The organism is Acidobacteriota bacterium, from assembly GCA_016196065.1.
Taxonomy (GTDB): Bacteria; Acidobacteriota; Terriglobia; order Terriglobales; family Acidobacteriaceae; genus Acidiflorens.
This window is the reverse complement of record JACPYL010000010.1, coordinates 1,301,533-1,327,451: the sequence shown is the minus strand read 5'-3', so window position 1 is coordinate 1,327,451 and position 25,919 is coordinate 1,301,533. Positions and strand designations below refer to the sequence as shown.

At 57.0% G+C, this 25,919-nt stretch carries 20 protein-coding genes; 6 read left to right on the top strand and 14 right to left on the bottom strand.

The features are described from left to right. Positions 1 to 247: 247 nt before the first annotated feature. On the bottom strand, positions 248 to 1,210 hold the full coding sequence (locus HY010_08800; GenBank protein MBI3475818.1) for an Ig-like domain repeat protein: 963 nt from the start codon (positions 1,208 to 1,210) through the stop codon (positions 248 to 250). 266 nt (positions 1,211 to 1,476) lie between these two features. After that, the gene (locus HY010_08795; protein ID MBI3475817.1) at positions 1,477 to 2,274 is read right to left on the bottom strand and encodes a DUF11 domain-containing protein; all 798 of its coding nucleotides are present in this window, start codon (positions 2,272 to 2,274) and stop codon (positions 1,477 to 1,479) included. 438 nt (positions 2,275 to 2,712) lie between these two features. Here HY010_08795 and HY010_08790 point away from each other — a divergent pair, with 438 nt between their 5' ends. Next, positions 2,713 to 3,285 carry a sigma-70 family RNA polymerase sigma factor gene (locus tag HY010_08790; GenBank protein MBI3475816.1) on the top strand — a complete coding sequence of 191 codons (573 nt, stop codon included), beginning with the start codon at positions 2,713 to 2,715 and terminating at the stop codon, positions 3,283 to 3,285. Further along, positions 3,282 to 6,149 (top strand): protein kinase, encoded by a 2,868-nt coding sequence (locus tag HY010_08785; protein ID MBI3475815.1) that lies wholly within the window; start codon positions 3,282 to 3,284, stop codon positions 6,147 to 6,149. Before HY010_08790 ends, HY010_08785 begins: the two co-directional genes overlap by 4 nt. Positions 6,150 to 6,167: 18 nt before the next feature. Here the strand turns inward: HY010_08785 and HY010_08780 are convergent, their stop codons facing one another. From HY010_08780 to HY010_08770, 3 genes are read right to left on the bottom strand one after another with little or no spacing between them, the layout of a single operon-like run. Then, positions 6,168 to 8,381, bottom strand: a complete 2,214-nt coding sequence (locus HY010_08780; protein ID MBI3475814.1) for a S9 family peptidase — start codon at positions 8,379 to 8,381, stop codon at positions 6,168 to 6,170. A 44-nt stretch (positions 8,382 to 8,425) separates the two neighbouring features. After that, a complete protein-coding gene (locus tag HY010_08775) occupies positions 8,426 to 9,415 on the bottom strand; it encodes an ornithine cyclodeaminase family protein (GenBank protein ID MBI3475813.1) in 990 nt (329 codons plus the stop codon). After that, positions 9,412 to 10,110 (bottom strand): DUF1905 domain-containing protein, encoded by a 699-nt coding sequence (locus HY010_08770; GenBank protein ID MBI3475812.1) that lies wholly within the window; start codon positions 10,108 to 10,110, stop codon positions 9,412 to 9,414. The genes HY010_08775 and HY010_08770 overlap by 4 nt, the downstream gene beginning before the upstream one ends. Before the next feature lie 356 nt (positions 10,111 to 10,466). On the opposite strand from HY010_08770, the gene HY010_08765 reads away from it, so the two are divergent. Continuing rightward, positions 10,467 to 11,345 carry a hypothetical protein gene (locus HY010_08765; GenBank protein MBI3475811.1) on the top strand — a complete coding sequence of 293 codons (879 nt, stop codon included), beginning with the start codon at positions 10,467 to 10,469 and terminating at the stop codon, positions 11,343 to 11,345. Positions 11,346 to 11,358: 13 nt separating this feature from the next. Here HY010_08765 and HY010_08760 read toward each other — a convergent pair whose 3' ends face one another. The 3 genes from HY010_08760 to HY010_08750 form a co-directional block, all read right to left on the bottom strand. Continuing rightward, positions 11,359 to 11,931, bottom strand: coding sequence for an NADH-quinone oxidoreductase subunit B (locus HY010_08760; protein MBI3475810.1), 573 nt, complete (start codon positions 11,929 to 11,931; stop codon positions 11,359 to 11,361). 82 nt (positions 11,932 to 12,013) lie between these two features. Beyond that, on the bottom strand, positions 12,014 to 12,784 hold the full coding sequence (locus tag HY010_08755) for an enhanced serine sensitivity protein SseB C-terminal domain-containing protein (GenBank protein MBI3475809.1): 771 nt from the start codon (positions 12,782 to 12,784) through the stop codon (positions 12,014 to 12,016). A gap of 24 nt (positions 12,785 to 12,808) precedes the next feature. Next, positions 12,809 to 13,831: a zinc-binding dehydrogenase gene (locus tag HY010_08750; protein ID MBI3475808.1), complete on the bottom strand. Its 1,023-nt coding sequence runs from the start codon at positions 13,829 to 13,831 to the stop codon at positions 12,809 to 12,811. 113 nt (positions 13,832 to 13,944) lie between these two features. Here HY010_08750 and HY010_08745 point away from each other — a divergent pair, with 113 nt between their 5' ends. Together HY010_08745 and HY010_08740 are read left to right on the top strand one after the other, a co-directional pair. Continuing rightward, positions 13,945 to 14,820, top strand: a complete 876-nt coding sequence (locus HY010_08745) for an XdhC family protein (protein MBI3475807.1) — start codon at positions 13,945 to 13,947, stop codon at positions 14,818 to 14,820. 104 nt (positions 14,821 to 14,924) lie between these two features. Further along, positions 14,925 to 15,506, top strand: coding sequence for a class IV adenylate cyclase (locus HY010_08740; protein MBI3475806.1), 582 nt, complete (start codon positions 14,925 to 14,927; stop codon positions 15,504 to 15,506). A 53-nt stretch (positions 15,507 to 15,559) separates the two neighbouring features. Here HY010_08740 and HY010_08735 read toward each other — a convergent pair whose 3' ends face one another. The 4 genes from HY010_08735 to HY010_08720 form a co-directional block, all read right to left on the bottom strand. After that, positions 15,560 to 16,030, bottom strand: a complete 471-nt coding sequence (locus HY010_08735) for a hypothetical protein (GenBank protein MBI3475805.1) — start codon at positions 16,028 to 16,030, stop codon at positions 15,560 to 15,562. Positions 16,031 to 16,185: 155 nt separating this feature from the next. After that, positions 16,186 to 19,185 (bottom strand): preprotein translocase subunit SecA, encoded by a 3,000-nt coding sequence (gene secA / locus HY010_08730; protein MBI3475804.1) that lies wholly within the window; start codon positions 19,183 to 19,185, stop codon positions 16,186 to 16,188. A gap of 94 nt (positions 19,186 to 19,279) precedes the next feature. Further along, the gene (locus tag HY010_08725) at positions 19,280 to 19,702 is read right to left on the bottom strand and encodes a PIN domain-containing protein (protein MBI3475803.1); all 423 of its coding nucleotides are present in this window, start codon (positions 19,700 to 19,702) and stop codon (positions 19,280 to 19,282) included. Further along, positions 19,692 to 19,913 (bottom strand): hypothetical protein, encoded by a 222-nt coding sequence (locus HY010_08720; protein MBI3475802.1) that lies wholly within the window; start codon positions 19,911 to 19,913, stop codon positions 19,692 to 19,694. The genes HY010_08725 and HY010_08720 overlap by 11 nt, the downstream gene beginning before the upstream one ends. Positions 19,914 to 20,017: 104 nt before the next feature. Here HY010_08720 and HY010_08715 point away from each other — a divergent pair, with 104 nt between their 5' ends. Continuing rightward, positions 20,018 to 22,786: an AMP-binding protein gene (locus HY010_08715; GenBank protein MBI3475801.1), complete on the top strand. Its 2,769-nt coding sequence runs from the start codon at positions 20,018 to 20,020 to the stop codon at positions 22,784 to 22,786. A 126-nt stretch (positions 22,787 to 22,912) separates the two neighbouring features. On the opposite strand, the gene HY010_08710 is transcribed toward HY010_08715, so the two are convergent. Both HY010_08710 and HY010_08705 read right to left on the bottom strand, forming a co-directional pair. Continuing rightward, on the bottom strand, positions 22,913 to 23,959 hold the full coding sequence (locus tag HY010_08710) for a 2-oxoacid:ferredoxin oxidoreductase subunit beta (GenBank protein MBI3475800.1): 1,047 nt from the start codon (positions 23,957 to 23,959) through the stop codon (positions 22,913 to 22,915). Continuing rightward, entirely contained in the window at positions 23,959 to 25,797 is a 1,839-nt protein-coding gene (locus HY010_08705; GenBank protein ID MBI3475799.1) for a 2-oxoacid:acceptor oxidoreductase subunit alpha, read from the bottom strand. The genes HY010_08710 and HY010_08705 overlap by 1 nt, the downstream gene beginning before the upstream one ends. Positions 25,798 to 25,919: the final 122 nt, after the last annotated feature.

Below are 25,919 nucleotides of genomic sequence, written 5' to 3'. Positions count from 1 at the left end.
GATCACTGGAGATCGCGGCACCTGCGGATCATCAGGCGGTTCTTGAATGGGCGGAATCGTGGGCTCGGGCGACGGCGGATTCGGATTGGGGAAATTGGGTCCAACCATATTGCCGCTATGATGCAGTGCGCGGCGGAAAGGTCGTCTGCAACGCAAGGAAGGCCTGCGCTCTGTATCCGTCCAACGCGTAGGTTGATTTCAACAAACCCCCTCACCCGGTCCGGCGATGAGGGGATTAACCACCAATTTACGGATTTACGATCTGGTTTAGCGGCGCAGATTTGCTGGCAAAGTAGTTCACGTCACCAACATATTGCGCCGTGACCTTGTGAGTACCCGCCTTGATCGTCGAGGTTGTGACGCTTGCGCTTCCTGCAACCAGCGGCACCTTCGCCAGGACCTTGTTGCTGACCTTGAACACAATCAGTTCTCCGTCAGGGGGAGCGCCTTGCACGGATGCGGCGTTCGCAGTGAAGGTGACGCTTTGCCCGACCTGAGAAGGATTCGCCGACGATGTGAGCGAGATCTTCACCGCCGGGGTCAGGACACGACTCCTTGCGCTCGCCCGAACCAGAATCTGGCCTGCGTCATTGATCGCAACTGCGGACCAACCGTGTACCAGTTGCGGCACCAGGTGCCGACCGCCAGCATGTGTCCAAAGAAACGGTCTCCCCGACAAGTCGTCGCCGAGAACCTGGCCGAACTTGTTCACCGACGTCCCCACTCCAACTCCCAGATCCTCAAGCCCTCCGTTTACGGTCCAGAAGAAGGCATTTAGTCCCGTAGGAGTTTGGTAGTAGCCAGTGATCGCCCCAGAATCGTTGATGGAGAAAGGATGTACCTGATTGCCGAGGCCAGTGAGTTGCAACCCACCCAGTGGGCTCCAAATGAAAGTATCGCTACCGCCCTTTCCATCGCCGATCTGGCCTGTCACGTTTCCATTGCTGCTAACCGCGAAAGCACAGCTCGTATCGTTGATATCCGGATCAATGTCCTGAATTCCTGACCCCGAGAACCCCACAAAAGCATTACGTGCACCTGCGCCGGTATCCGCACATCCAACGACTTGCCCCAAGTCGTTGATGCCGTCCACGATACTGGTGGGCCCGCCAAATGTTCCAAGGTCCTGCAGGCCGTCGTTAGCACTCCACACAACCGCGTGCTGGGATGCTATGCCGGCAATCGTGCCGCTGGCATTGAGGCCTGTCACAAGGACTGGCTGGCCGATCGCAAGATTAAGATCAACGATCCCCCCGGAACGGGACCAAAAGAAGGTATGGCTCACGTTGCCAGAAGTAAGGCTAGCGCCCGCCACGTCTCCTTTGGAGTTCAGGGCAGAGCCAGCGGTATGCCCTCCCCCCAGGGAGGGCAAAGACCGCGGGACATAATCTTGACCAAGCGAGGGGAGCCCAGCCAGCAACAATGTACCAAGGATGCTCCTAAATACTCTCTTTTTCATGACTATGCTCCTCTTAGTTACGGGTTGATCCAGATGCTGTTGGCAGAACTGTTGTTGGTGAAGTCACGATCAGGAGTGGTGAGTCGAACTCCGGCGGTGGCCTGTGCCCATCCAGACACGGTAGGCAGCACGGTGATGGTGACCGTCTTGCCGGTCCCTGGGCTCATTTGACCGAGTTTGCAGGTAACGAGGACGCCGTGCGTACACCCCTTGGTCGCCGAAACAAAAGTCGTGCCTTTCGGCAAAGCAAGGATGGCGAATACATTCCGGGCGTCGTCGTCCTGAATGTTGACCACGGTCACGTTATAGACCAGCGCTTCTCCGACTTTCCCCGGGTTTGTGGAACTCATGGTGACCTGCATTTCGGTGAGTCCAACTCCCGTGATCTGGCTGGTAACGAAGGCGCTCACATCGTCAAAACCTGGAGCGTGCGCAAGTGCTGTGACATCCTGCGGCGCAGTATCCACCGGATGCACTGCGATAACGAAGTCATGCGATTGATTCGAACCGAGGTTCGAAAACGTGCAGACCGCAGTCAGATGAAACGGTCCCGGTGTAAAGAGGCAGCCTCCGCTGGGAGACGGCGAAATCGGAAGTTCGCCAACCGGCAATGTGTATGTGACCGTCAGAAGTGGAATGTTGGCGAGGCTGGTGTTGCCAACACTAGCGGTGTAGGTCGGTTCGCCGTTCGGATCGGTGCCGGGTGCAAGTCCAATCGTGAGTCCGGCCTGTGCGTTGGCGATACCGGTTGCGAAGAGCGCGAGTGTAAGAACGGTGAGAATGAGAACAAACCGTTTAACGATTCTGCGAAGCATGTTTCCTCCTGGAGTCTAGTTGTGCGCGGGCGCGCGAAAACGTTTCATGGGAAAGTCTCTTTAGAAAATATTTCGACTGAATCCGTCGTTCGGCGCTTGAGGCTGTGTGATTTTTGTTCGCCGGACAATCGAACGATGGCGAGGGCAGCCCTCCCCTAGAACCACCCTGCCAATCTTGGGAAAGCGTTCGCGGTCTGTGGGTACCTGACGCCCGCTTCCTTAGCTAGTAATGCGAGAACTAAGAAAAAAGTGGCTCACAAAAACTCGTACCATCTCTCAATGGAGGCAACAATGTCTGACGCCACTTCCCCACGTGGGCGCGGCATCTGACTCTAACCCCTGTATTTTCAATTCATTGACATAATGATAAACAGAAGATATGCTTCCCCAAACATAGTGGACGGTCCCCCGTTCCGCTGAGCTCGAAATCTTGTGCATCTGGACCATCCCAATCAAGTTACGGAGTTACTCGTTCGTTGGCGCGAAGGTGATCGCGAAGCCCTCGAAGCACTGATGCCGCTCGTCTATCAGGAGCTGCGCCGCCTTGCGCATCACTATTTGAGTCAGGAACGGGGCGACCACACTCTGCAAAGCACAGCCTTGGTGCACGAGGCGTATATCCGGCTGGCGGGACAGAACCCTCCCCAATGGCAGAACCGGGCCCACTTTTTCGGTATCGCGGCACGGGTCATGCGGCAAATTCTGGTCGAATACGCGCGCGGCCGAGGGGCCGCCAAGCGGGGCGGCAACGTTTGCACGCTCACGCTGGACGAGTCGATCGCACTACCTCAGCAACTCGACGTCGACGTCGTGCAACTCGACAAGGCTTTGACCGAACTTGCGGAGTTGGATGATCAGCAGAGCCGGATTGTGGAACTCCGCTTCTTCGGTGGCCTGACCATAGAAGACACCGCCGAGGCTCTGCGGATATCCCCCGCGACCGTAAAGCGCGACTGGGTCACGGCGCGAGCATGGTTGTACCGCGCCATGACGGGAGAATCGCCGGCATGAACTCCGAGCGCTGGCAACGAGTCAAGCAATTACTGGAGGAAGCAATTGCACTCGATCCCGACCAGCGTTCGTCCTTTCTGGATCGTGCGTGCGAGGGCGATTCCGAACTGCTCCGCGAGATCCATTCCCTGCTCTCCTCTCACGAAGAGGCGGGCACTGGTTTTCTCAAGAAGCCGGCCGTCGATCTAAAGGCATCGTTCCCTTCGATGCCCACGCGAACGGGCCGCCGGATCGGCGTCTATCAGATCATCGAGGAAATTGGTCACGGCGGGATGGGCGAGGTTTATCGTGCTGTCCGCGCGGATGGTCAGTACACCAAGGAAGTGGCCGTCAAGCTGGTACGCGGCGGATTCGATTCTGCATTCGTACAAGAACGATTCCGCAATGAGCGCCAGATTCTCGCCTCCCTCGATCATCCCAACATCGCGCGACTGCTCGATGGAGGCACCACGGAAGACGGAGTGCCCTACCTGGTCATGGAGTTGATCGAAGGCGTGCGCATCGACCTTTACTGCGATGAACTCAGCTTGCCGATCACGGACCGATTGAAACTATTTCGACAGGTGTGTAGCGCCGTGCAATTCGCGCATCAGCGACTCGTCATTCATCGCGATATCAAGCCGAGCAATATTCTCGTGACGAAAGAAGGCGTCCCCAAGCTATTGGATTTCGGAATCGCCAAGATTCTGGATCCTACCGGAGAGCGCACCGAGACCACGATCGCGCGATCTATGACTCCCGAGTATGCGAGTCCCGAGCAGATTCGCGGCGAGCCCATCACGACCGCTTCGGATGTGTACTCCCTCGGGGTAGTTCTCTATCAGATACTGACGGGGCGCTCGCCGTATTCCGGAGACACGCGGAGTCCCCACCTATTGGCTCAAGCCGTGTGCGGCACGGATCCGGGGAAGCCGAGCACGGCGGTGCTCAAGCCATCCACGGTGCGCAATGGCGATCAGGTCGAACAAGTAACGGCCGAGTTGATGAGCAGGTCGCGCGAAGGGACCCCGGTCAAGTTGCAACGGCGACTGGCGGGCGATCTCGACAACATCGTCCTGATGGCTTTGCGCAAGGAACCGCAACGGCGCTATGCCTCGGTAGAGCAGTTTGCTGAGGACGTTCGGCGCCACCTGGAAGCCTTGCCCGTGTCGGCGACAAAAAGCTCGTGGCGATATCGTGCGGGAAAATTTGTACTTCGCCACAAAGCAAGCGTGGTAGCCAGTGCGGTTGTCCTGCTCGCGGTGATGGTAGGTATTGGAGCAACGGTGCGCGCTGCCCGCATCGCGCGTCAACAAGCAGAGATTGCCCGCTCCGAGCGGGAGCGCGCGGAGAAGCGCTTCAATGACGTGCGCAAGCTGGCCAATTCCCTGATCTTTGAAATTCACGATTCCATCCAGGATCTTCCGGGAGCGACTCCGTCGCGCAAACTGTTGCTGGATCGCGCCGTGGAATACCTCGACAAACTCGAGCACGATGCAGCCGGCGACGTCGACCTGCAGCGCGAACTGGCATGGGGATATCAACGCTTGTCTGCGGTGCAGGGCGACACATCGCAATCGAATCTCGGACAGGTCAGCGCCGCCGAAGTCAGCATCAAAAAGTCGATAGGACTGTTCGAAGCTGTAGCGAAAGCAAACCCCCGCAACACTACAGACCAACTGAATCTTGCGATGGCCTACCGGCGAAGGGCATTCACCGACATCTTCGAGCACACTGGCCCTCAGGAGATTGACCAGGCGCTGGCAATCACCACACCGCTGATGCAAACGGACGCAACCAAGCCGGAAGTTCGAAACGAGCGATCGCTTGAACTCCAGATCCTGGCGTCAGTTCAGGACGCGAATGGGGAACGACTCAAAGCAATCGATAACTTCCAGCAGTACCTCGATCTCCGCCAGGATATTTTGCGGACAAATCCCGAATTCAAGGGGATCCGGCAAAGTGTGGCACACGCGAACATTGCGTTAGGCTACCAAATGGGCCGCTTCGCAGACCGGGAACGAGCGAACCAGTACCTGAATCAGGGCATCACTCTCTTCGAGGCCCTGCTGAAAGAAGGCGATAATTCGTCCATGACACGGGAACTCGCTGCCTCGCAGTTGCGCCGGGGGCAAATCAATTTGATGGGTGGTGATTCTGGGGGAGCCCTAGCCGACTTTCGTCGCGCCCGCGAAAGCACTGCACGACTCGTCGCACTCGACCCCAAAAACACAATGCTGCAGTCCGATATGTGCGGATTCGATTTCGAAGAAGGTCGGGCGCTGACCGCAAATGGTCAGCCTGCAACTGGATTACCTCTACTGCAACGAAGCATGAAGTGCTATATCGGTCTACACATGGAAGCCGATACCGGCCCCGGTATGGGTACCATGGAATCTTGGACGGCAGAAGCTCTAGTGCAGATGCATAAGCTGCCCGATGCATTGCGACACTATCAGAATGCGGCCAAGGCTCTGTCTGGCGATGTCGACAAGTATGACGATGCGCGTTGCGATTTGGCAATGGTGCATACCAAGATTGGAACCACTCTATTCGCGCTCCGGAAGCCACAGGACGCGACTGCCGAATTCCAAAAAGCACTCGACCTTGCCAAGCTTGATTTCTCCGTTGAACGCCACGATATTCCGGCAATCATTGCCGCTGCCGACGCATACGCTGGCCTCGGCGACATTGCTGCGGAAAAGGCACGCAAGTCACCAGATCCCGGCCAACGGTCCAGATTTTCGAACGAAGCGCGCTTGCAATACGAAATGAGCCTGAAAACTGCGAAAGAGATTGTGTACCCGTCGCGCATTGCCGGCAACGGATACCGCACACGCGATCCAAAAGACACCGCTGTTCGCCTGGCAAATCACCCACGTTGAAATCCGGCAGTCGACCGTCTATTCCGTTTTGACCGCCTGCTTTTCCGGATGCACGTCGTACTCGGGGTGCGGTACTCCCATCAAATATTTATCGAACCAGCCGACGATGTGATCCAGCCGCTCGATGCGATGCCAGGGTTCGCCCGACCGCGATAACTCGTGGCTCTCGCGTGGGAAGACGACCATAGCGGTGGGGCGCTTCAAGTATTTCAGTGCACGGAATATTTGTTCGCCGCCAGAATCCTGCGGCGTCCGGTAATCCACTTCGCCGAGCACGAACAGGATCGGCGTGTGAATGTTTTTCACGAAGGTAATGGCAGAGCGGTTGGCGTAGTCCTCCGGGTCTTCGAAGGGCGGCGCTTTGAACCAGGCGGGCTGGAAGAGTGTAAAGTCCGCGGTATACCACCACGATGACCAGTTGGAAATGTCACGCTGCGACACCGCGGCGGCAAATCGATCGGTATGCGTGACGGCCCAATTTGTAAGTACGCCGCCACCGCTGCCGCCAGTAACTCCGAGTTTCTTCGCATCAACGTAGCCGCGCTTCAGAAGCTCGTCGACACCGATCATCAGGTCGCGATGGTCGTCTCCCGGATAGTGGTACTGAATGATGTTCCCGAAATCCTGACCGTAGCTGGTCGAGCCACGCGGATTCACGTAGAGGACTACATAGCCTTTCGCGGCCATCCACTGAAACTCGTGATTGAACACCCAACCGTAAGCAGCGTGCGGACCGCCGTGGATATTGAGGATGAGCGGATATTTCTTGTTTGAATCAAAATCCGGCGGCTTCTGGATCCAGCCTTGGATATCCCTACCGTCAAAACTCTTGTAGTTGATCTCTTCAGGCTCAGTCAGGTTGAGCTGCGACCAGAGATTCTTATTCGGATCGGTGAGGCGAACCTGGCTCCCGTCGGCCCCGATCGCGAACAGGTCTCCGATCATGACCGGAGTGGAAACAAGCGCGACAGTAGTGCGAGAGTCCGGCGAGGTCGAATAATCCAAAACCGCTTGATTGCCACGGGTGATCTCGGTGACGGCGCCGGAGTGCACATCCACGCGGACGATCGGGGTTCGCCCCTGCTTTGCACCCAGGTCGAAGATCGAACGGCCGTCGGGGGACCAGTGGAGACTGCGCCCGTTGCCGCCGCGCGGGGCGGCATTGTCTCCGAACACGGAATCTCCCATGTCGAAATCGTAGTTCGCTGTGAGATTGCGAGGTTGTGCATTCGGCGTGAGATCCATCACCCATAAATCCGGTTCCGAGTAAGATCGCACCGGCTGGGTGACCGAACCATGGAACGCGGCGCGGCGGCCATCCGGACTGAGGGTGAAATCGCCGATGCCCATGGAAATGGTCGTGAGCTTCTCGGATGCGCCACCATGCGATGGGACGGAGTAGATGTCGGTGGTGGGCTGTTCGTAGTATGGCTCGTCGACATGCGACGTCAGGAAATAGATTCGTGCGCCGTCGTTGGTCCAGCGTTGATCGCCCTCGTCGTAATCTCCGCTGGTTAATTGCATGGGCTTGGTTGCATCGTCCGAGCTCGAGGGAACATCCAGCACCCAGATGTGTTCGTGCCGTTTGGGATCAAGATAGCCTTCCTCGTTGTCCCTATACACGGCTCGACTGATCACGTGCACATCGGACTCATGGTCCATGCCGGCAGGCGCAGCATCTTTTTTTGTCTCGCCGACCTTCGCCGCTTTGTCAGCGTTCTTCTCTTCAGCCTTCTGGATATCCTCGGGCGTAGTCGAACTCAGAAATGCGATGCGCTTGCTGTCCGGCGACCAGATCGGATTCTCCGCGCCTTTGGGAAGGTCGGTAATGATGCGCGCTTCCCCACCAGCAAGAGACAGGACCGCAATCTGCGCAGGTTTCGGTTTTCCCGCATCGTCTTTTTCACCGGCGCGAATGAACGCCAAACGCTTCCCGTCCGGCGACCAGCGCGGCTGGGCATCATGCTTGCCGTTGGTCAGGCGGATCGAGGATTCCTTGCCCGAGGTTCCAACGCTCCAGATCGACGTTTCGTACCCGGTACGCTTTTCGTCGACGACCACGCGTGTGAACGCTACGTGAGAGCCGTCAGGAGATACCTGCGGGTTCGCGACCCAGACGAAATCAAAGAGGTCCTTTTCGGTGATGGAACGCTTTGCATAGGAGGCATTCTGCGCAAAAACAAAAGCCGAGATGGCAACAACGAAGATCGCAAAAACAAGTCTGAGTTTCATTCTTACCCTCGTAAGAGATTGCAACGAACCGGTAATGTGCTCTTCTACAGCGGTAACCAAGTCCCAATTTCCTGCTTCAACGCGCGCTGATAAATAAGTGGTGCAGTCGCGATATCGTCCAACGCTAGCCCAAGATTACAGGCGATCGTGCGCTCCTCGGGCTTTTCACGGCCGACCTTTCGCCCCGTCACTAGCTCCCCAAGATCGGCGTGGATGGCCGGAATGTCCTGAAAATATCCAATGTCGCGATAGTGATGGAGTTGCGGAACATCGTCGGTGCAAAATTTATCCACTGCGTGCAGAGCCGTAGGATGCCAGTAGGAATCGAAGTCCACCAGGGAAGCGAACGCGCCTTCGCGCAACCAACCGCGCTGAATCGTAGCGTGCGGCTTGCGCAGGATCGGTCCAGCGGTGACGACGATATCGCTATGGACGACCGCTTGTTGCGGTTCGGTTACGGGAATGATTTCAATCTGCAATTGAGAGGACAATTCCTTCGCGTAGCATTCCGCGCGATCGGCATGGGTATCGAACGCAAATACCTTCTTCAGTGGGAACAAGACCTTCAATGCTTCCAGGTTGCTACGACCCTGCACGCCGCATCCGAGAATCCCCACCGTTGCTGAGTCCGGCCTCGCAAGATATTTTGCCGAGATCGCCGTGGCCGCTCCGGTACGCTGAGCGGTGATCCATGTGGCGTCCATCAGCGCGATCGGGATACCCGTGTCGTAGTCGTTGAGAACGAGCACACCTGTGATGTAGGGCAATCCGCGTTTGCTGTTTTCGGGATACCCGCCGACCCATTTGAGGCCGGCAGCCTTTTGCGCAGGGATCGCGGCGGGCATGGCGTGGATGAATGCGTCCGGTGCAGGATGAATGCCGATCTTCGGCGGCATCTCAACCCGGCCTTCGCCCTTCTCGCGAAACATGGTTTCCAGGGCGGCAATGATCTCGGCCATGGTGAGGCCGGCCGTCGCCACCTCGGCCCGCGAAAGATAGAGAAGCTTCTTACCCAAATGTTCTGTCGACGTCATTGTTTGGAGGACTTCCTCTCGGCAACCGCGGCGGCTCCATCGATTACTTTTGCGAGGCGGCGCGCACGTGATTCTGGCGTGCGGTAATAGAAAATCGCCAGCAGCTGTCCGCGGCGAGCCGAGTCGGACATCTGATTCCAGCCTTCCCGCGCCCGAGGGTTCCTTGCGAACGCGAGTTGCAGCATGGGTGGGAGTTCACGCTCCGCCTCCATCGTAGACAACAACTGCTCGGCTACCTGCTCCGAGCGTCGCACGCGCGCCTCTGAACTCTTGACGTCGGTGATCCAGTCGGTGACCCATTTGCGCGTCGAGTAATTCAGCTGGTCGAACCACCGCAGCACGGATCGGTCCTCAGAGAGAATCCGCTTCAACTCCGCTGGGATGGCAACTGTGCGCTCTTCGGTATCGGGCTCCAAATGGAAACGCGCCACCGTACCGGCCACCGCGTGTGATCCCTTCTGCATGCGTTTGTTGATCAGAAGAAAGTGCCTGCCTTCGCGAGTGGGAAAGAGGGATGTCCGGAAGGCAAAACCGTTGATGTCGCCTTTCACTTTGAGCCGTCCCCGGCTGCCCCACACTGTGGTGGCATCGAATGGTAAGCGCGCGATGACCCAGTTCAGACCCGAACTCATGCGCTCCAGTGGCGCTGAGAACGACTTCGCTATCGGAGCACCCTTCTTGGGAGACTTGGCCATGGGTTGCACGAGTCGTGGAATTCTAATATGAAATTGACGTTCTGTTCTGCAACCTTGCGTGTGCGCCAGACAACGCGGCCAGCAGGCGCGGCATCTTTCCGCTGTCAGGTTGCGTTTCAGAGTTACACTCTAGTAAGGAATGTGGAGAACGCCCAGTGGTTTGTCCGAAATGCGGTGAGGTCAATTCAAGCAATTTTCTTTTTTGTGGGATGTGCGGGACGATCCTCGAACCCGCTCGCCGGGCAACGGCTTCGGCTCCGCCTGTGCGCCCTGCTGAGAATCCGCCCCAGGCAATCCACCCTGTCGCGCCTCCACCTGCGGTTCAGCAGCCGGTAGTGCAACAAGCGGCTCCGCCGATGCCTCCCCGAAATGTGCCCACCGCTCCCGCTCCTCCCATCGGAGGGCCTTCCCTGCTGGGGCTTGATCAAACTGAGTTGCGGCAATCCGGCAATGTGGATGATTTTCGCGACCGGGCTTTTTCTGGGCTCGCATCGTACGGAAGCCCGGAAGAGTCGAAGAGCGGGGGCAAGCAGATCCTGCTGACGGTTGTCCTGCTTGCTGCACTCGCCGGAGCGGGCTGGTGGACTTACAAAAACTACATCAACGTCACGGACGGCCGTAAGCCCGTCGCAGCAGTGCCCTCCAGTCAGGCCGCTGCCAACAATCCGCCCGAAGATCCTGCTCCAAAACCGGCAGAAAAGAGCGCCGCAAAGGAAGCGCCACCGGCAGCCGTACCCGAACCGACACCGGAGACGACAAGTGCCGCTCCGGCGGCGAAGCCTGTCGAAGACCCTGCGCCGCCTGAAGCAAAGCAAGCCGTGGAACCAGAGTCGAACAATGTACAGAAGGCGCAAACTCCGGTTCCGACACCTGCCCGCCACGAGGTCAGTGCGACGCGGATACCTGCTCCCAAGCCCGCCCCGGCAGTCGATACCGGGGATGCACTGTTCCGCCGCGGCGAAGCTTATCTCTACGGACGCAACGGCACCGAGGACTGTGGCAACGCTCTCAAGTTTTTGAAAATGGCATCAGACAAGCAGCACGCCAAAGCCCGGAGCACAATGGGGACGATGTACGCGACCGGACACTGCGTCTCTCGCGACTTGCCAAGCTCCTATCGATGGTTTGCGCTGGCGCTGCAGGCGGATCCGAACAATTCGATCCTGGAAAAAGATCTGAGCGCAGTATGGAATCAGATGACGCCGCCGGAACGGCAGCTCGCAACGAGGAGATAGCGGCTATCGAGCCTTACTCGCCTGCAGGCACAAGATTCAGAGCCTTCTTAATCGTGCCACGCTCTGTCATGATTTTCTGCTGCAGCAAAGTGATGGCGTAGATGAGTTGCTCCGGGCGCGGAGGGCATCCTGGTACATAGATGTCGACTGGGATAACCTGGTTCACGCTCTGCACCAGCGCGTAGTTGTTGAACACGCCGCCGGACGTCGCGCACGCTCCCATCGAGATCACCCACTTCGGCTCGGGCATCTGCTCCCAGAGCTGGCGGATCACGGGGGCCATTTTGTTGGAGACGCGTCCGGCAATAATCATCAGGTCAGACTGGCGAGGAGACGGGCGAAACACTTCCGCGCCAAAGCGAGCGATATCAAATCGCGACGCACCCATCGACATCATCTCGATCGCGCAGCACGCCAGACCGAACGTCATCGGCCAGATCGAATTCTTGCGCATCCAGTTGATCGCCGAATCGAGTGTTGTCAGGACAATGCCTTCCGGTACCGCATCACCGAAAGTCAGTTCCTTGACGATCTTCTTGCCGTTTTCGATATCGACGTAGGGGCCGTAATTGATCTCTCGCGCCATAGAGATATTCTAACTTAAGAGGACTTTTTGGCCATAGAGATTGCGGCACGAGGGTGAATTTAGGCTAGAGCAGCATTCGTATTCAGAACAGACCCATGAAGCGACGCTCGTAGAAAGGCTCAGCATTTTTCAGGAAATAGTCTTCGATTCCTCCACTCCGTCCAGTGATTGGTGTGAGGTCGAGGGGTGGGTCGGGCATATAGACGTTGCTTGCCACGATACCGACCTCTGCTGCGATCTCATCGTAGCCACCAGAGGTTTCGATGGCGACCAGGGTGTGAGCAGTCTTGTCTCTTTCTGGATTGAGAAAGTGGGCCAGCCATGCTCGTTCTACTTGCTTCTTTCTCTTGAAAAAGCGGGTGAGGGCCGCCACAAGTTCAGTGGGATAGTTCGCCGGTTGTCCGATCATGATTTCCGTTTTTTTCTGCGCAACAAACCGTTCGGTTGGCTGCCAGATTGAGCCATCAAGAATCGACGATGCCTCCTTCGCCGTTATTTCCTTTCCGTAGTCGGAACCGGGATTGAGAAAGAGCGGGGAACCCTTTGTGAGATTCAACAATTCAAGCGCATTCATTCCCAGGTAGGCCACTTCATTGTCCAACGTAGCTCGTAATCTAGTAAGGGACGAAAAGACCGGTATGTGCGGTCTGCCGTTGTATTCGATGTTCTGAATCTGAATTGTCTCGCCCGCCTCCATTATCGTGCTCTCCGCTTTCTCGGAATGCTGCTTGCCGTGCTGAATAATGAAGACGTCGGCTTGAGCGAAATCCGTATAGAACTGCGGTGCGAATGCTGGATCGTTGGCTGCCTTCATTAGGGATCGCTCAAGAGCGTTTTCTGCGTCAAAGCTCACGGCAGCTCCTCGTCATGCGCCGAACTACGGGTTCAACACGATTTTGCCGAACATCTGGCTTTTTTCCAGGTACTCGTGGGCGATCCGGATGTCTTTCAGCGGGAAGATGTGGTCGATTACGGGCTTGAGTCTTCCCGCAAATACGTGGCCGAGCACTTCGTGAAGTTCGCTCATGGTCCCCATATACGAGCCTAATAACGACAGTTGCCGCGAGAACAGGAACCGCAGATCCACTGCCGCGTTCGGTCCGGTTGTGGCCCCGCAAGTCACGAGCGTCCCACCGGATTTCAATGACTTCACACTTTCATCCCAGGTGGCGGCACCCACGTGCTCGATGACAATGTCTACACCGGCGAAGTTCGTAATCTTACGTACCTCCTGCGAGATCTTCTGCTGGTAGTGATTGATCACGTGATCGGCACCCAATTCGAGTGCCGCAGCCATCTTGCGCTCGTCCCCCGCGGTGGTGATGACAGTGGCGTGAAACATTTTTGCGATCTGGATCGCGGCAATGCCGACGCCTGAATTCGCGCCCAGAATCAGCACGGTCTGGCCGGGACGGAGAGCACCGCGTCCGACCAGCATGTGCCAGGCGGTCAGAAACACGAGCGGAACACTGGCTGCCTGGTTGAAATCGAGTCCGTCGGGTATGGAAACAACACTCACTCCCGGCACCGCGATCAATTCGCAATTGCCACCGTCGATGGCGTTGCCCCGTACAGTGAATTCACGACACTGATTCTGTAATCCGGCGACGCATTTCGGACAGTGATTGCAGAAATGAAGCGGGGCCACGATCACACGCTGTCCCGGCTTGATCCGGGACACATATTCGCCCACTTCAACGATCTCTCCCGCAATATCGCTGCCGAGAATGTGCGGCAGGTTCACGCCAGGCAGTCCCGTCCGCACAAACAGGTCGAGATGGTTCATCGCGCAGGCCCGGACGCGGACCAGCACCTGATCTTTCCGAGGCTTGGGGTCGGGAACGTCTTCGTAGGTGAGTACTTCAGGTCCACCAAATTGATGGATGCGGACGGCTTTCATGGCAGGCGCTCCTCGAACCTTTTAAGCTAGCACAGCGGCCGACAAATTCTCACCCAATGCGGATGGTACCCGCTGCAATTGACCTATCGCGATCGCCGTCCCATAATCACTCTGTGGATATCTACGAAGAAATCGTGCGTCTCCGCCGGAGTGGCTTGCGCGGCGCGGTCGCAACCATCGTCAATGTGCGCGGATCGATTCCCTCTTTCAAGACGGCCAAGATGCTGGTGCGGGACGATGGCTCGATCGTGGGCACAATTGGCGGAGGTTGCGTCGAAGCGGAAGTCTGGCAGGCGGCTCGCGAGGTGATGGAGTCGGAGAAACCTCGGACGCTCAATTTTGATCTGAATCAGGATCCCAAGAACGACACTGGCCTGGTTTGCGGCGGCACGCTGGAGATTTTTATCGAACCAATCCTGCCTCCAGCAGAACTTTATGTATTCGGCGCAGGCCACGTTGGAACAAGCCTTTGTAAAGTTGCGCATCTGGCTGGGTTTGACGTCACAATGGTGGATGACCGCGAGGCCTACGCGAGCCGCGAGCGGTTGCCTGAAGCGCAGGAAGTGATTGCCGAGGACTTCGACCAGGTCATGGCCCGCCTCCAGATCAGCGAATTGGCCTACATCGTGATTGTCACCCGGGGACATCGCGATGACATGCGCGTGCTCCGTTGGGCCGTAAAGACCCCAGCACGCTACATCGGAATGATCGGATCGAAACGCAAGATCATCACGATATTCAAGGAACTTCAGCAAGAGGGGCTGGCGGCGGAATTGTTCGAGCGCGTACACGCTCCCGTGGGGCTCGATATCGGGGCCATTACTCCTGACGAGATTGCAGTTTCGATCGCGGCGGAACTGATTGCCTCCCGACGCAAAGTCGAACGCGAATTGCCGCACATGAGCTGGTTTCACCGCCGATCTCGACAGACAGAACTCGATCCAACCACGAATCCAGAAATCGCGGAGAAACTCGATCAGGACATCTGATAGCCCTCGTTATGCCCTCATCGTACTTTTGCAGTCCAGTACGCGATCATCGATTTTGTGGCTTCCCCGCAGCCGTACCTCTCGCGGCAGTTTAGTATTTCCCAATGGCCAAGGAAGTCGAAATCAAATTCCGCGTTTCCGATGAGCAGGCGCTCACTCGCGGACTGAAGCGCTCGGGCTTCAAACAGATCACGCCCTCTACGCACGAGATGAACACACTGTTTGATCTTCCCGGACAGAAGTTACGCAAGCGAGGCGACATGCTCCGACTGCGTCAATACGGAACGAAATGGACCGTTACCCACAAAGCGAAAAGCATTGATGGACGTCACAAAGTCCGCGCCGAGCGCGAAACGGTCGTCGACAACGGCAAGCAGATGGAAAGCATTCTCCTGGCACTGGGCTACCTGCCAACTTTCCGCTACGAGAAATATCGCGCCGAATGGAGCGATGGGACGGGGCACGTCGTCGTGGATCAGACTCCGATCGGCAACTTCGGCGAGATCGAAGGCCCGGCACGATGGATTGACCGAACCGCGAAGGCCTTGGAAATTGCGCGCACCGATTACATCACGCAGACGTATGCTCCGATGTTTTTTGAATGGAAGCGCAACACTCGCAGCACCGCTAATGAGATGACCTTCCGGGCGGTGGGCGTGAAAATCCCTGCGCGCAAGCGCCGCTAAAGAGCAGAGGCTGGCCAACATTAGCGAGCCAAACTAAATCGAGTTCCCAATCCTCATGCGGAACGCGACGAAGCGACTTGATCCAACTCGTGTTCCTGCCAGTAGCTTTCGTATCCGATGGTCGCGAAATAAACGGCCTGGTCGAAGAACTGGTCCATCAACCGGAGCAGTTCGAATCCGCCGAGAATTTCGAGCGGCTTCTCGCTCATGCCTTCCATCTCCAGGAAGTCCCAGAGATTTTCTTCGGTCATGATGAGCGCCCAGCAGAGCGCACTCAACGGCACTCTTTGCTCAGCGCGACGCCGGCCGAGAGGTTTGTAAATGCGCTCGATATCGTCGTCGGTTTTGGTGAGAAGCCAGTCGCTGAGGTTGCGATACACCTCGGAAGCCCGCTCCCGGATTTCACGCCCCGGAATCCTGCGGAGATCCGCCACCCGGCTGGACCGTTCTAATTTGTGAAGGAGACTTTCAGCAAGTTGATCGGAATGAGTTTCAATAAGACGGACAAGGCGAAGGGCAATCATGCAACACCTCCTCGCGAACCACTACTAATATTGTAGTCCTGCGCGTGCAGAAAGAAACGCAAGAATGCGAGGAGCGACCCACTCCAATTTTTTGGAGACTTCCAGGGATTCAATCAAAAACGGCAGGCGGACAAGAGTGCCCGCCCACACTCTCATCAGCCGTGGCACTTCTTGTATTTCTTGCCACTGCCGCATGGACATGGATCGTTGCGGCCGACCTTGTCTCCGGAGCGAACGATCTGCTGCACGGTTTGCATATCGCCGGAACCAGCCATGCGAGCCTGGTCGAGTTCGCGCTTCTTTTTGCGCTGGAATGCTTCTTCGATATCGTCCACTGAAGTTGCAATCTGGCGAGGCGGACGGCCATTTCCGCCGCGACCACCGGTGATCAGTGACGGCACGCCAGCGTCCGGACCCTCGCCGGACGGCCCATCTGGTCCGTGACCGAGTGCGTCGCCAGAATCGGGCGGGCGTTCCAGGATTTGCATCAGGTAGAGAATTCGGACCGTCTCTTCCTGGAAGCGCTGCATCATCTCCTCGAACATGTCGAAGGATTCTTTCTTGTATTCGACCAGCGGATCATGCTGCCCGTATCCGCGCAGGCCGATGCCTTCCTTGAGGTGGTCCATGCTAAGGAGATGGTCCTTCCACTGCGTGTCGATCACGCTAAGCATGATGGTGCGCTCGTGGTAACGCATGGCTTCGGGGCCGATCAGCTTTTCTTTTGCATCGTACCGTTCTTTCAGTTTTTCGAAGATCGCATCGCCCAATTCCTGGCGGCTCATCTCCTCTGGCTTCAAGCCTTCTGCATAGATGTCGACGCCGAACCTTGCGATGACTGCATCCTTCAATCCCTTTAAGTCGAAGTCTTCCTCATGGGATTTTGTCGGACAGTATTGTTCGAGCAAATCGCCGAGCATGCCGGAAACGTAGTCTTCGATGATCAGATCTTTCTGGTCGAGTCCTTCGAGCAGGCGGCGGCGCAGTCCATAGACCGCCACGCGCTGCTTGTTCATGACGTCGTCGTATTCGAGCAGGTGTTTGCGGGATTCGAAGTTCTGGCCTTCAACCGCTTTCTGCGCAGCTTCAATCCGGCGCGTAATCATGCGCGACTCAATCGGCACGCCTTCTTCCATGCCGAGCCGCTGCAGCAAGTTGGATACCCACTCCTTGGCGAAGATGCGCATCAGGTCGTCTTCGAGGGAGAGGTAGAAGCGCGACGACCCGGGATCGCCCTGGCGGCCCGCACGCCCGCGAAGCTGATGGTCGATACGGCGCGCTTCGTGGCGCTCGGTGCCAAGGATATGCAATCCGCCCACATTGGTGACGTCTTTATGGTCCTGCTTGGTATCGGCCTCGTAGCGCGCCAGAGTCTCTGTCCACTGATCAGTCGGGACCGCGTACTCGTTGCCGGCGTAATACCAAAGCGTGCGGTTGGAGTCGTCTGCATCGGCGCCGACCTTGCCTTGCGCGGCACGGAGGGGCTGGGCAATTCCCTTCTTCACGCATTCCTGCTTGGCCATGAATTCCGGATTACCGCCCAGCAGAATATCGGTACCGCGGCCCGCCATGTTGGTCGCGATCGTGACCATGCCCTTGCGTCCGGCTTGCGCGACGATTTCCGCTTCGCGTTCGTGATACTTCGCGTTCAGAACGACGTGCTTAATGCCCTTCTTCTTGAGCATGTCCGATAGACGCTCGGACTTCTCGATGGACGTCGTGCCGACCAGCACGGGCTGTCCGGTTTCGTGCAGCCGCTGGATTTCGTCGGCTGCCGCGAAATATTTCTCTTTCTCAGTGCGGTAGACAATGTCTGCATTCTCAATGCGCAACAACTGACGATTCGTTGGAATGACGCTGACTTCAAGCCGGTAGATCTTGTCGAATTCCGGCGCTTCGGTTTCCGCTGTACCGGTCATGCCCGCCAGCTTGTTGTACATGCGGAAATAATTCTGGAAGGTAATCGTCGCGAGGGTCTGGTTCTCGCGCTCGATCTTGACGTTCTCCTTTGCCTCGATCGACTGGTGCAGGCCATCGGACCACCGGCGTCCGGGCATAAGGCGTCCCGTAAATTCGTCGACGATGATGACTTCTCCGTCTTTCACGACGTAGTCAACGTCCTTGCGATAAATGGCATGCGCCTTGATGGCCGTTTCCACGTGATGCTTGAGCGCCCAGTTCTCGGGATCGGCAATGTTCCCGATACCCAGCAGCTTTTCAACTTTTTCCCAGCCTTCTTCCGTGACTGTAATGTTGCGGTGTTTCTCGTCGACCACGAAGTCGCCGGTAAGGACCTTCGGCTCGCCGGGAGCGGTGTCTTCTTCCTCGCCTTTTTCAAGCTTGGGGATAATCCGGTTCACTTTGTAGTACTTGTCGGTCGATTCCTCACTGGCGCCGGAGATGATCAGCGGAGTACGCGCCTCGTCAATCAGGATGGAATCGACTTCGTCGACAATTGCGAAATTGTGTACACGCTGCACGCAGTCGCGCAGGTCGAACTTCATGTTGTCGCGGAGATAGTCGAATCCAAATTCGTTGTTCGTTCCGTAGGTGACATCGGCGCTGTAGGCTTCCTTCCGTTCCTGGTCATCGAGTTCGTGAACGATGACGCCAACGCTCAGTCCCAAAAACTTGTAGAGCTTGCCCATCCATTCAGAGTCGCGCTTGGCCAGGTAGTCGTTGACAGTGACAACGTGGACACCGCGTCCCGCGAGGGCGTTGAGATAAACCGGCAGGGTTGCGACCAGCGTCTTGCCTTCGCCGGTTTTCATTTCGGCGATCTTGCCTTCGTGCAGAACCATTCCGCCGATTAACTGCACGTCAAAATGGCGCATGTTCAGCACGCGCCATCCAGCTTCGCGGACGACGGCAAAAGCTTCCACGAGCAATCCGTCCAGAACGTCTTTGATCACCAGATTGCGGTCGGTTTCAATCTGCTTCTGACGGTCGGGATCAGCGTCCGGCTCGTCGGCAATGTGGTCGATCCGCTCCTTGATGCGGGCGCGGAACTCTTCGGTCTTGGCGCGCAGCTGTTCATCTGAGAGCTTTTTGATCTCCGGTTCGAGCTCGTTGATGGCCTGGACGCGCGGCAACATGCGCTTCACTTCGCGCTCGTTCCTGGTCCCGAAAACCTTACCTAACAGGGCGTTAATCAAAAGCGAATTCCTTTGCCGGACACTCGTCCTAAGTCTATGACTTAAAGCCTAGCATATTAGATGCGCGAGGTTTGGGAACGGGCTCTATCCGAAACTATAGAAAGGGGTTTTGGACGATGAGGTCGCCGAAGCGACGGCCATGCTGCAAGTCTTCTGTGTAAAGAATCTTGCAGTCATCTTGCAGGGCTGCCACCACAATAAGCGAGTCGTACCAAGCAAGTTGATTTGACGCCTGCATTTGGAGTGCTTCCATGAATAACGAGGCCGAAGACTGGATCCGCATCATGGGCAAGAGGACTCGCAAAAAATATCGTTCCAGTTCCACGGCCGTCATGGTCGCCTTGAACTTGCGCAAACCGACATTCATAAATTCCTGCACAACCTGGGAACTAATCGTGCCCAGTCCCGAGGTCGCGGCCCGAGTGACCAGTTTCTGAGCGGTCAATGCCTTTCGCGGATCAGCCGTGTCGAACGAGTAGACGATGATGTTGGTGTCGAGAAAATATCTATCGCTCATTCATCTCATCACGGGTGAATTTGCGGCCAGCATTTACGTGCCGCAGGCTGCGGTAGAGTTCTTCAATTTCTGCGGTGCTGACCCGCCGCGAGCCATACTGAATCAACCATTCTCGAAACGCGTCGTTCAGAGTCTTATGCTCACTGCGCGCAACTTCACGGGCGCGCTCGATCGCCTGCTCATCTGCGCTCAGTGTAATGTTTTTTTTCACTATTTCAGTGTACACGACAATAGTGCACACAGCAACAGGTCTTATGAGGGTGAGTCGAAGTTGTTTCACCTGGCCTCCCCGTCCCTGTATCATTTCGCCGACCCATGCCTACCTTTTACGAGCGTTTCCAAGAGTCAGCCAGCAAGTTCCCAAACAAGATCGCCCTCGAAATTCAGCGACAAGACAAGATCGAAAGCCTGACTTTCACTGAACTTGAGCAGATCGCGGAAAGCGTCGGCTCGTGGTTGGCCGGTCGGGTTGAAAGGGATGCCCGGGTGGCGATTCTGGCGGCGAACCATCCGCGATGGGTGGCGGCCTACCTCGGCATCATCTGCGCGGGGCGCACCGCTGTGCCGCTCGATACCGCCTTCCACGCCGACCAAGTGGCGAAACTGTTGAAGGACAGCGGAGCGACGATGCTCCTCTGCGACGACAAGCATTTGGCGGTGGCTCAAGAGGCGGTCAAGGAATTGCCGGTCGGCATCGTCATGACGTCGCCAGCCAGCGAGCAAACTTCCGCAGGCGCCCCCGGCGGTGCCAAGCCGGTGGCTGATCTGGATTCGATCTTCGCCGCCGGTTCGCGGGGATTTACGCCTGTTGTCGCCCAGGAAGGCGATCTCGCGGCTTTGCTTTACACCTCGGGGACCACCGCCGATCCCAAGGGCGTAATGCTGACGCATGGAAACCTGGTGGGGGAAGCGAATGCCGTCCTGCAAGTGGTCCACATTGGGACCGACGACGCGCTGCTTGGAATCCTGCCCATGTTCCATGTGCTGGCGCAGATGGCAAATCTATTTCTTCCCCTCTTCAATGGCGCGCGCGTCGTATACCTGGAAACCCTGAATACGACAGAGCTGCTCCGCGCCCTGCAAGAGCGCGGGATCACCGCATTTTGCGTGGTGCCGCAATTCTTCTATCTGATTCACGAAAAGATCTTCAAGGAACTCAACAAGCGCGGGAAAATGACGGTCCGGTTGGTGCGCACGCTGATGGGAATCAACCACCTGCTGCGATCCGTCGGCATCAATGCCGGAAGACTCTTCTTCGGCAAGATTCACGCCACTTTCGGCAAGCGCATGCGCTATCTGGTCACCGGCGGGTCGCGTTTCGATGCCGCAATCTGGCGTGACTTCCAGGATTTTGGAATCGATTTGCTGAATGCCTACGGCCTGACGGAAACGACTGGCGGGGCCTTCGTCAATCGTCCCGGCAAAGTTGTCATTGGCTCAGTCGGGCCGCCCTTTCCCACCGTGGAAGTTAAGATCATCGACCCGCAACCAATGGAGAAAGGCGCCATACCGGTCGGTGAAATCGCGCTTCGCGGGCCGATCGTCATGAAGGGCTACTGGAATCGTGCAGACGCGACCGCCGAAGTTTTGCGCGACGGCTGGTTGCATACCGGAGACCTCGGATACCTCGATGCGAGTGGAAATCTTTTTATCACCGGACGGGGCAAAGAAGTAATCGTGCTTGCTAACGGGAAGAATGTCTATCCCGAGGAGATCGAGGCTCACTATCTGAAGTCGCCGTTCATCAAAGAGATGTGCGTGATGGCGCTCGAAGCGCGCCCGGACGATCCGACTTCCGAGCGTCTTTATGCGGTGATCGTACCGAATTTCGAAGTGCTGCGCGAGCGCAAAGTCGTGAACTCAAAAGAAGTCATTCGATTCGATATCGAAGCCCTGTCGCACAAGATCGCCTCCACCAAGCGGCTAGGCGGTTACGAAATCTGGCAGGACGATCTTCCGCGCACGACGACTCGCAAACTGAAACGTTTCCAGATCGAAAAGAAAGTGCGGGATCTGCAAGCCAAGGGCGGCCCCGGCGAGTCAGAAGTAGGGACGGAAAAGCCGCTCGCCGAAGAAGATCGCACTTGGTTGGAACGCGATGACGTGAAGCAGGCGCTCGACGTCGTTCGGGAGTCGGCGCGTAACAAGCTCTCGGCGATCATGCCAACTCACAATCTGGAACTCGATCTCGGACTCGATTCCATGCAGCGCGTCGAACTGCTCACGGCACTCGAGCAGCGACTCGGTGGAGATGTCCCCGAAGCGCAACTGGCGGAAATCTACAGTGTCCGTGATCTTGTGGATGCAGTGCTTGCGAGTGCAAGACGAGGCGAAGGCAGCACAAAAGCGGCCGCACCGGCATGGTCGACCATCCTCGCCGAACCCGTTACCGACTCCGAAGTGCTCAGCCTGGCACGCCCCCAATGGGTGGCGGAGATTTTCTTTTTCATGCTGGGCCGGTTTCTCCAACTACTGTGGCTCGACCTCTTCCACTTGAAAGCCAAAGGGATAGAGAATCTGCCCGAGAAGGGTCCGTATCTGCTGTGTTCGAATCACCAAAGCTACATCGATCCGGTCGTGATGGCGTCTCTGCTGCCCTGGCGTTTGTTCCGCCAGACGTTCGCGCTGGGCACGAGCGATATTTTTGGTAAAGGATTCATGCGCAGGCTGGCGCGCTGGATTCGGGTCGTTGTGCTCGATCCCGACGCCAACCTCGTCCCCGCAATGCGCGCAGGAGCCTACGGACTGCGCCAGCGACGCATCCTGGTGCTGTATCCAGAAGGCGAGCGCTCCGATACCGGCAAGCCCAGAGTCTTTCGCAAAGGTGCGGCGATTCTCTCGATCCACGAGCAGGCGCCGATTATTCCAGTCGCGATCGAAGGATTTTATGACGCCTGGCCACGACACCAGAAGTGGCCGAAGTTCAAGAATCTAAGTCTGGTCTTTGGGAAGCCGATTGTCCCGCCGCCGGTAAGCGAGGCCAGCGAAGCAGCGTATGAAAAGCTCACATCAGACTTGAAGGCTCGCGTCGTCGAGATGTGGCAGGAACTACGCCGGGAAGCCGGCAAGCCTCCGGAAGATTGATCGGCACCCAGACCACAGTGCCAGATGTAGAGACGAGGCTTGCCTCGTCTCTGTTCGTAGCGGCCATGCTTCCGCAAGAAGGAGACGCGGCAAGCCGCGTCTCTACAAAAACTATCTAAGAGCCGTCTAGCGCAACTCGTCCATGCATTGTTCGAGCACTGCCCTGCTCGGACGGACAACGCTCTCTGGCAGCGTTGCCAAGGGTTGGTCCGCAACGTTTAGCATATCGATGAACGACGGAGCCTTGGCATTGAGGTAGAAGACTCCGGTCAAGACTTCGCCTTTTTGCTGCGACTCCATCAGACGGCTAACGGCAGCCACTTTGTCGGTGGGGTTGTAGTCCTCTTCCAGTTTCCGCAGCCGGAGATGCGAACCATCGTGCATCTGCACCTCGAAAGCCGTGCCCGGATCGTAGTCAACGCTGATGTTCTCGAACGAAGGCACGAAATCCAACTCGTGCAGCCGTTCTTCATGTTCCAAAACATATTTGTAAGACTTCGTCGAACCCTCGTGATCGTTGAACGTCACGCACGGTGAAATCACGTCGAGCATCACCGTGCCGCGATGGGCAATCGCCGCCTTCAGCATCGCGTGCAACTGCTTCTTGTCGCCGGAGAATGAACGTCCGACAAACGTCGCACCGAGTTGGATCGCCATCGCGCAGGTGTCGACGGGAGGCAGATCGTTTGAAATTCCACTCTTCAACGTTGATCCAAGATCAGCAGTGGCCGAGAACTGGCCCTTGGTGAGGCCGTAGCAGCCGTTGTTTTCGATGATGTAAATAATCGGCAGATTGCGCCGCATCAGGTGAACGAACTGTCCGGCGCCGATGGAAACGGTGTCGCCGTCGCCGGTAACGCCGAGCGCAAGCAGATTCTTGTTCGCGAGCAACGCTCCGGTCGCTACCGAGGGCATGCGTCCGTGGACCGAGTTAAAACTGAACGAGCGGCTCATGAAGTACGCGGGCGTCTTCGAAGAACACCCGATGCCGCTGAACTTTGCCAAATGCTCCGGCTTGATGCCCATCTCGTACATGGCATCGATGATGCGTTCGGAAATCGCGTTGTGGCCGCAACCGGCGCACAGCGTGGTCTTGCCGCCACGGTAGTCGAGAACTTGCAGGCCGATCCGGTTTACTTTTGGTGCAGGCGTGCTGGTGGGTGTGGTTGCCATTACTTCCCCTCCATCGTCATGAGTTCGTCAGTTACGGAGCGAGCGTCGATCGGCAGTCCGTGGATGTGGCAAATTGACCGCAACCGAGGCGTCAACTCAGGTTTGATGTCGAGCTTGAGCAAGGTCGCCATCTGCGCGTCGCGATTCTGTTCGACAACGTAAACCCGGTCGTGCCGCTCGATGAAGTCGTGCACTTCCCGGGTGAACGGGAAGGACCGCAACCGCATGTAATCAGTCTCAACCTTGAATTCGTTGCGCAACTGATCGCGGCATTCGGTAATTGCCCAATGTGTTGTCCCGTACGCGATGATCCCGATTTTCGACTTGCCGTTTGCCACCATTTCGGCCCGAGGCACAAAGGAGCGGGCGGTTTCAAACTTCTTATCGATACGCTCCATGTTCATTTCGAAATCATCAGGACGCTCGGTGTACTGTGCCTTTTCATTGTGGCCGCTGCCTCGCGTGAAGTACGCGGCGGCGGGATGATCCGTGCCCGGCAGGGTGCGATACGGGATGCCGTCGCCGTCCACGTCTTTATAGCGGGCGAAGCCGCCCAATTTATCGAGTTCTTCCTTGCTCAGCACTTTGCCGCGCTGGATCGGCTTGTCGGGATATTCAAATGGATCCGCCATCCAGTTGTTCATTCCCAAATCAAGGTCTGACATGACGAACACCGGCGTCTGAAATTGCTCCGCGAGATCAAACGCGTCGTGCGCCATCGTGAAACATTCCGCAGGAGACGCCGGCAACAGCATGATGTGCTTGGTGTCGCCATGACCCAGAAACGCGGTGAAGAGAATGTCTCCTTGCGAAGTCCGCGTCGGCAAACCGGTCGACGGGCCAACGCGTTGGATGTCCCAGATCACTGCTGGCACTTCGGCGTAATACGCCAGTCCGGTAAACTCCGCCATCAGGGAAATGCCGGGGCCTGCGGTCGCAGTCATAGCGCGCGCTCCCGCCCAACTGGCGCCAATCACCATGCCGATCGCGGCCAACTCATCTTCAGCCTGCACGATCGCGAAGGTCGCCTTGCCGTCAGGACCGACGCGATGTTCCTTCATGTACTCGATCATGGTCTCGACCAGCGAGGACGAGGGAGTAATCGGATACCACGTCACCACGGTGCAACCAGCAAACATGCAGCCCAGAGCCGCGGCTGAGTTTCCGTCGATGATGATCTTGCCTTGCGTCTTGTCTAATTTCTCAATGACAAACGGGTCCTGCTTGGTAAGATTCGCCGCCGCATAGTCGTAACCGGCCTTCACTGCTGCCAGATTAAGATTCGCTGCCTTGACCTTTTTCGCAAACTGACGACGGAGCGCCTTCTCCACTTCGGCCATGTCGATGGCGAGCAACTGCGCAACTACGCCGACATAAATCATGTTCTTGACGAGTTTGCGGAGCTTCGCTTCCGGACAGACCGGTGCGACCAATTTGTCATAAGGCACGGAGTAAAACGTGAGGTCGGTACGGACTTTATCAAGTGCCAAGGGTTCGTCAAACAGAACGCTGGCTCCGGGCGCGAGCGACTTGACGTCATCCTGCGCGGTCTCCGGATTCATGGCAACGAGAAAATCAATTTCTTTCTTGCGCGCGATGTAACCGTGTTTGTTGGCGCGAATCGTGAACCAGGTAGGAAGTCCCGCGATGTTCGACGGAAACAGGTTCTTTCCGGAAACCGGTACACCCATCTGAAAAATACTTCGCAGAAGAACATTATTCGAACTCTGCGAACCCGAACCATTTACGGTCGCAACCTGGATACTCATGTCGTTGACGACACGTTTTGGCCCCAGTCGGCCGGTCGACTCCTGGGGCACAACATCAGTAGTGGCCATCCCTAACCCTTTCTGAACGTGGCTAAGCGACCCCTTCGCTCAGCAGCTTCGCGGAATGAGGTGTGAAAACCCCTAATTATACAGGCAATTGCGAAGGCCCTGTTGACGGTGGGGGTCCCGAG

Bases quoted from the DNA above. Each gene is read 5' to 3' on its own strand.
- HY010_08750 (MBI3475808.1), bottom strand. From the start codon at position 13,831: ATGAAAGCCGTCCGCATCCATCAATTTGGTGGACCTGAAGTACTCACC.
- HY010_08705 (MBI3475799.1), bottom strand. From the start codon at position 25,797: ATGGCCACTACTGATGTTGTGCCCCAGGAGTCGACCGGCCGACTGGGG.
- HY010_08735 (MBI3475805.1), bottom strand. From the start codon at position 16,030: ATGATTGCCCTTCGCCTTGTCCGTCTTATTGAAACTCATTCCGATCAA.
- HY010_08780 (MBI3475814.1), bottom strand. From the start codon at position 8,381: ATGAAACTCAGACTTGTTTTTGCGATCTTCGTTGTTGCCATCTCGGCT.
- HY010_08760 (MBI3475810.1), bottom strand. From the start codon at position 11,931: ATGGCGCGAGAGATCAATTACGGCCCCTACGTCGATATCGAAAACGGC.
- HY010_08725 (MBI3475803.1), bottom strand. From the start codon at position 19,702: ATGAGCGATAGATATTTTCTCGACACCAACATCATCGTCTACTCGTTC.
- HY010_08765 (MBI3475811.1), top strand. From the start codon at position 10,467: ATGCCTCCCCGAAATGTGCCCACCGCTCCCGCTCCTCCCATCGGAGGG.
- HY010_08715 (MBI3475801.1), top strand. From the start codon at position 20,018: ATGCCTACCTTTTACGAGCGTTTCCAAGAGTCAGCCAGCAAGTTCCCA.
- HY010_08770 (MBI3475812.1), bottom strand. From the start codon at position 10,110: ATGGCCAAGTCTCCCAAGAAGGGTGCTCCGATAGCGAAGTCGTTCTCA.
- HY010_08710 (MBI3475800.1), bottom strand. From the start codon at position 23,959: ATGGCAACCACACCCACCAGCACGCCTGCACCAAAAGTAAACCGGATC.
- HY010_08795 (MBI3475817.1), bottom strand. From the start codon at position 2,274: ATGCTTCGCAGAATCGTTAAACGGTTTGTTCTCATTCTCACCGTTCTT.
- HY010_08740 (MBI3475806.1), top strand. From the start codon at position 14,925: ATGGCCAAGGAAGTCGAAATCAAATTCCGCGTTTCCGATGAGCAGGCG.
- HY010_08775 (MBI3475813.1), bottom strand. From the start codon at position 9,415: ATGACGTCGACAGAACATTTGGGTAAGAAGCTTCTCTATCTTTCGCGG.
- HY010_08785 (MBI3475815.1), top strand. From the start codon at position 3,282: ATGAACTCCGAGCGCTGGCAACGAGTCAAGCAATTACTGGAGGAAGCA.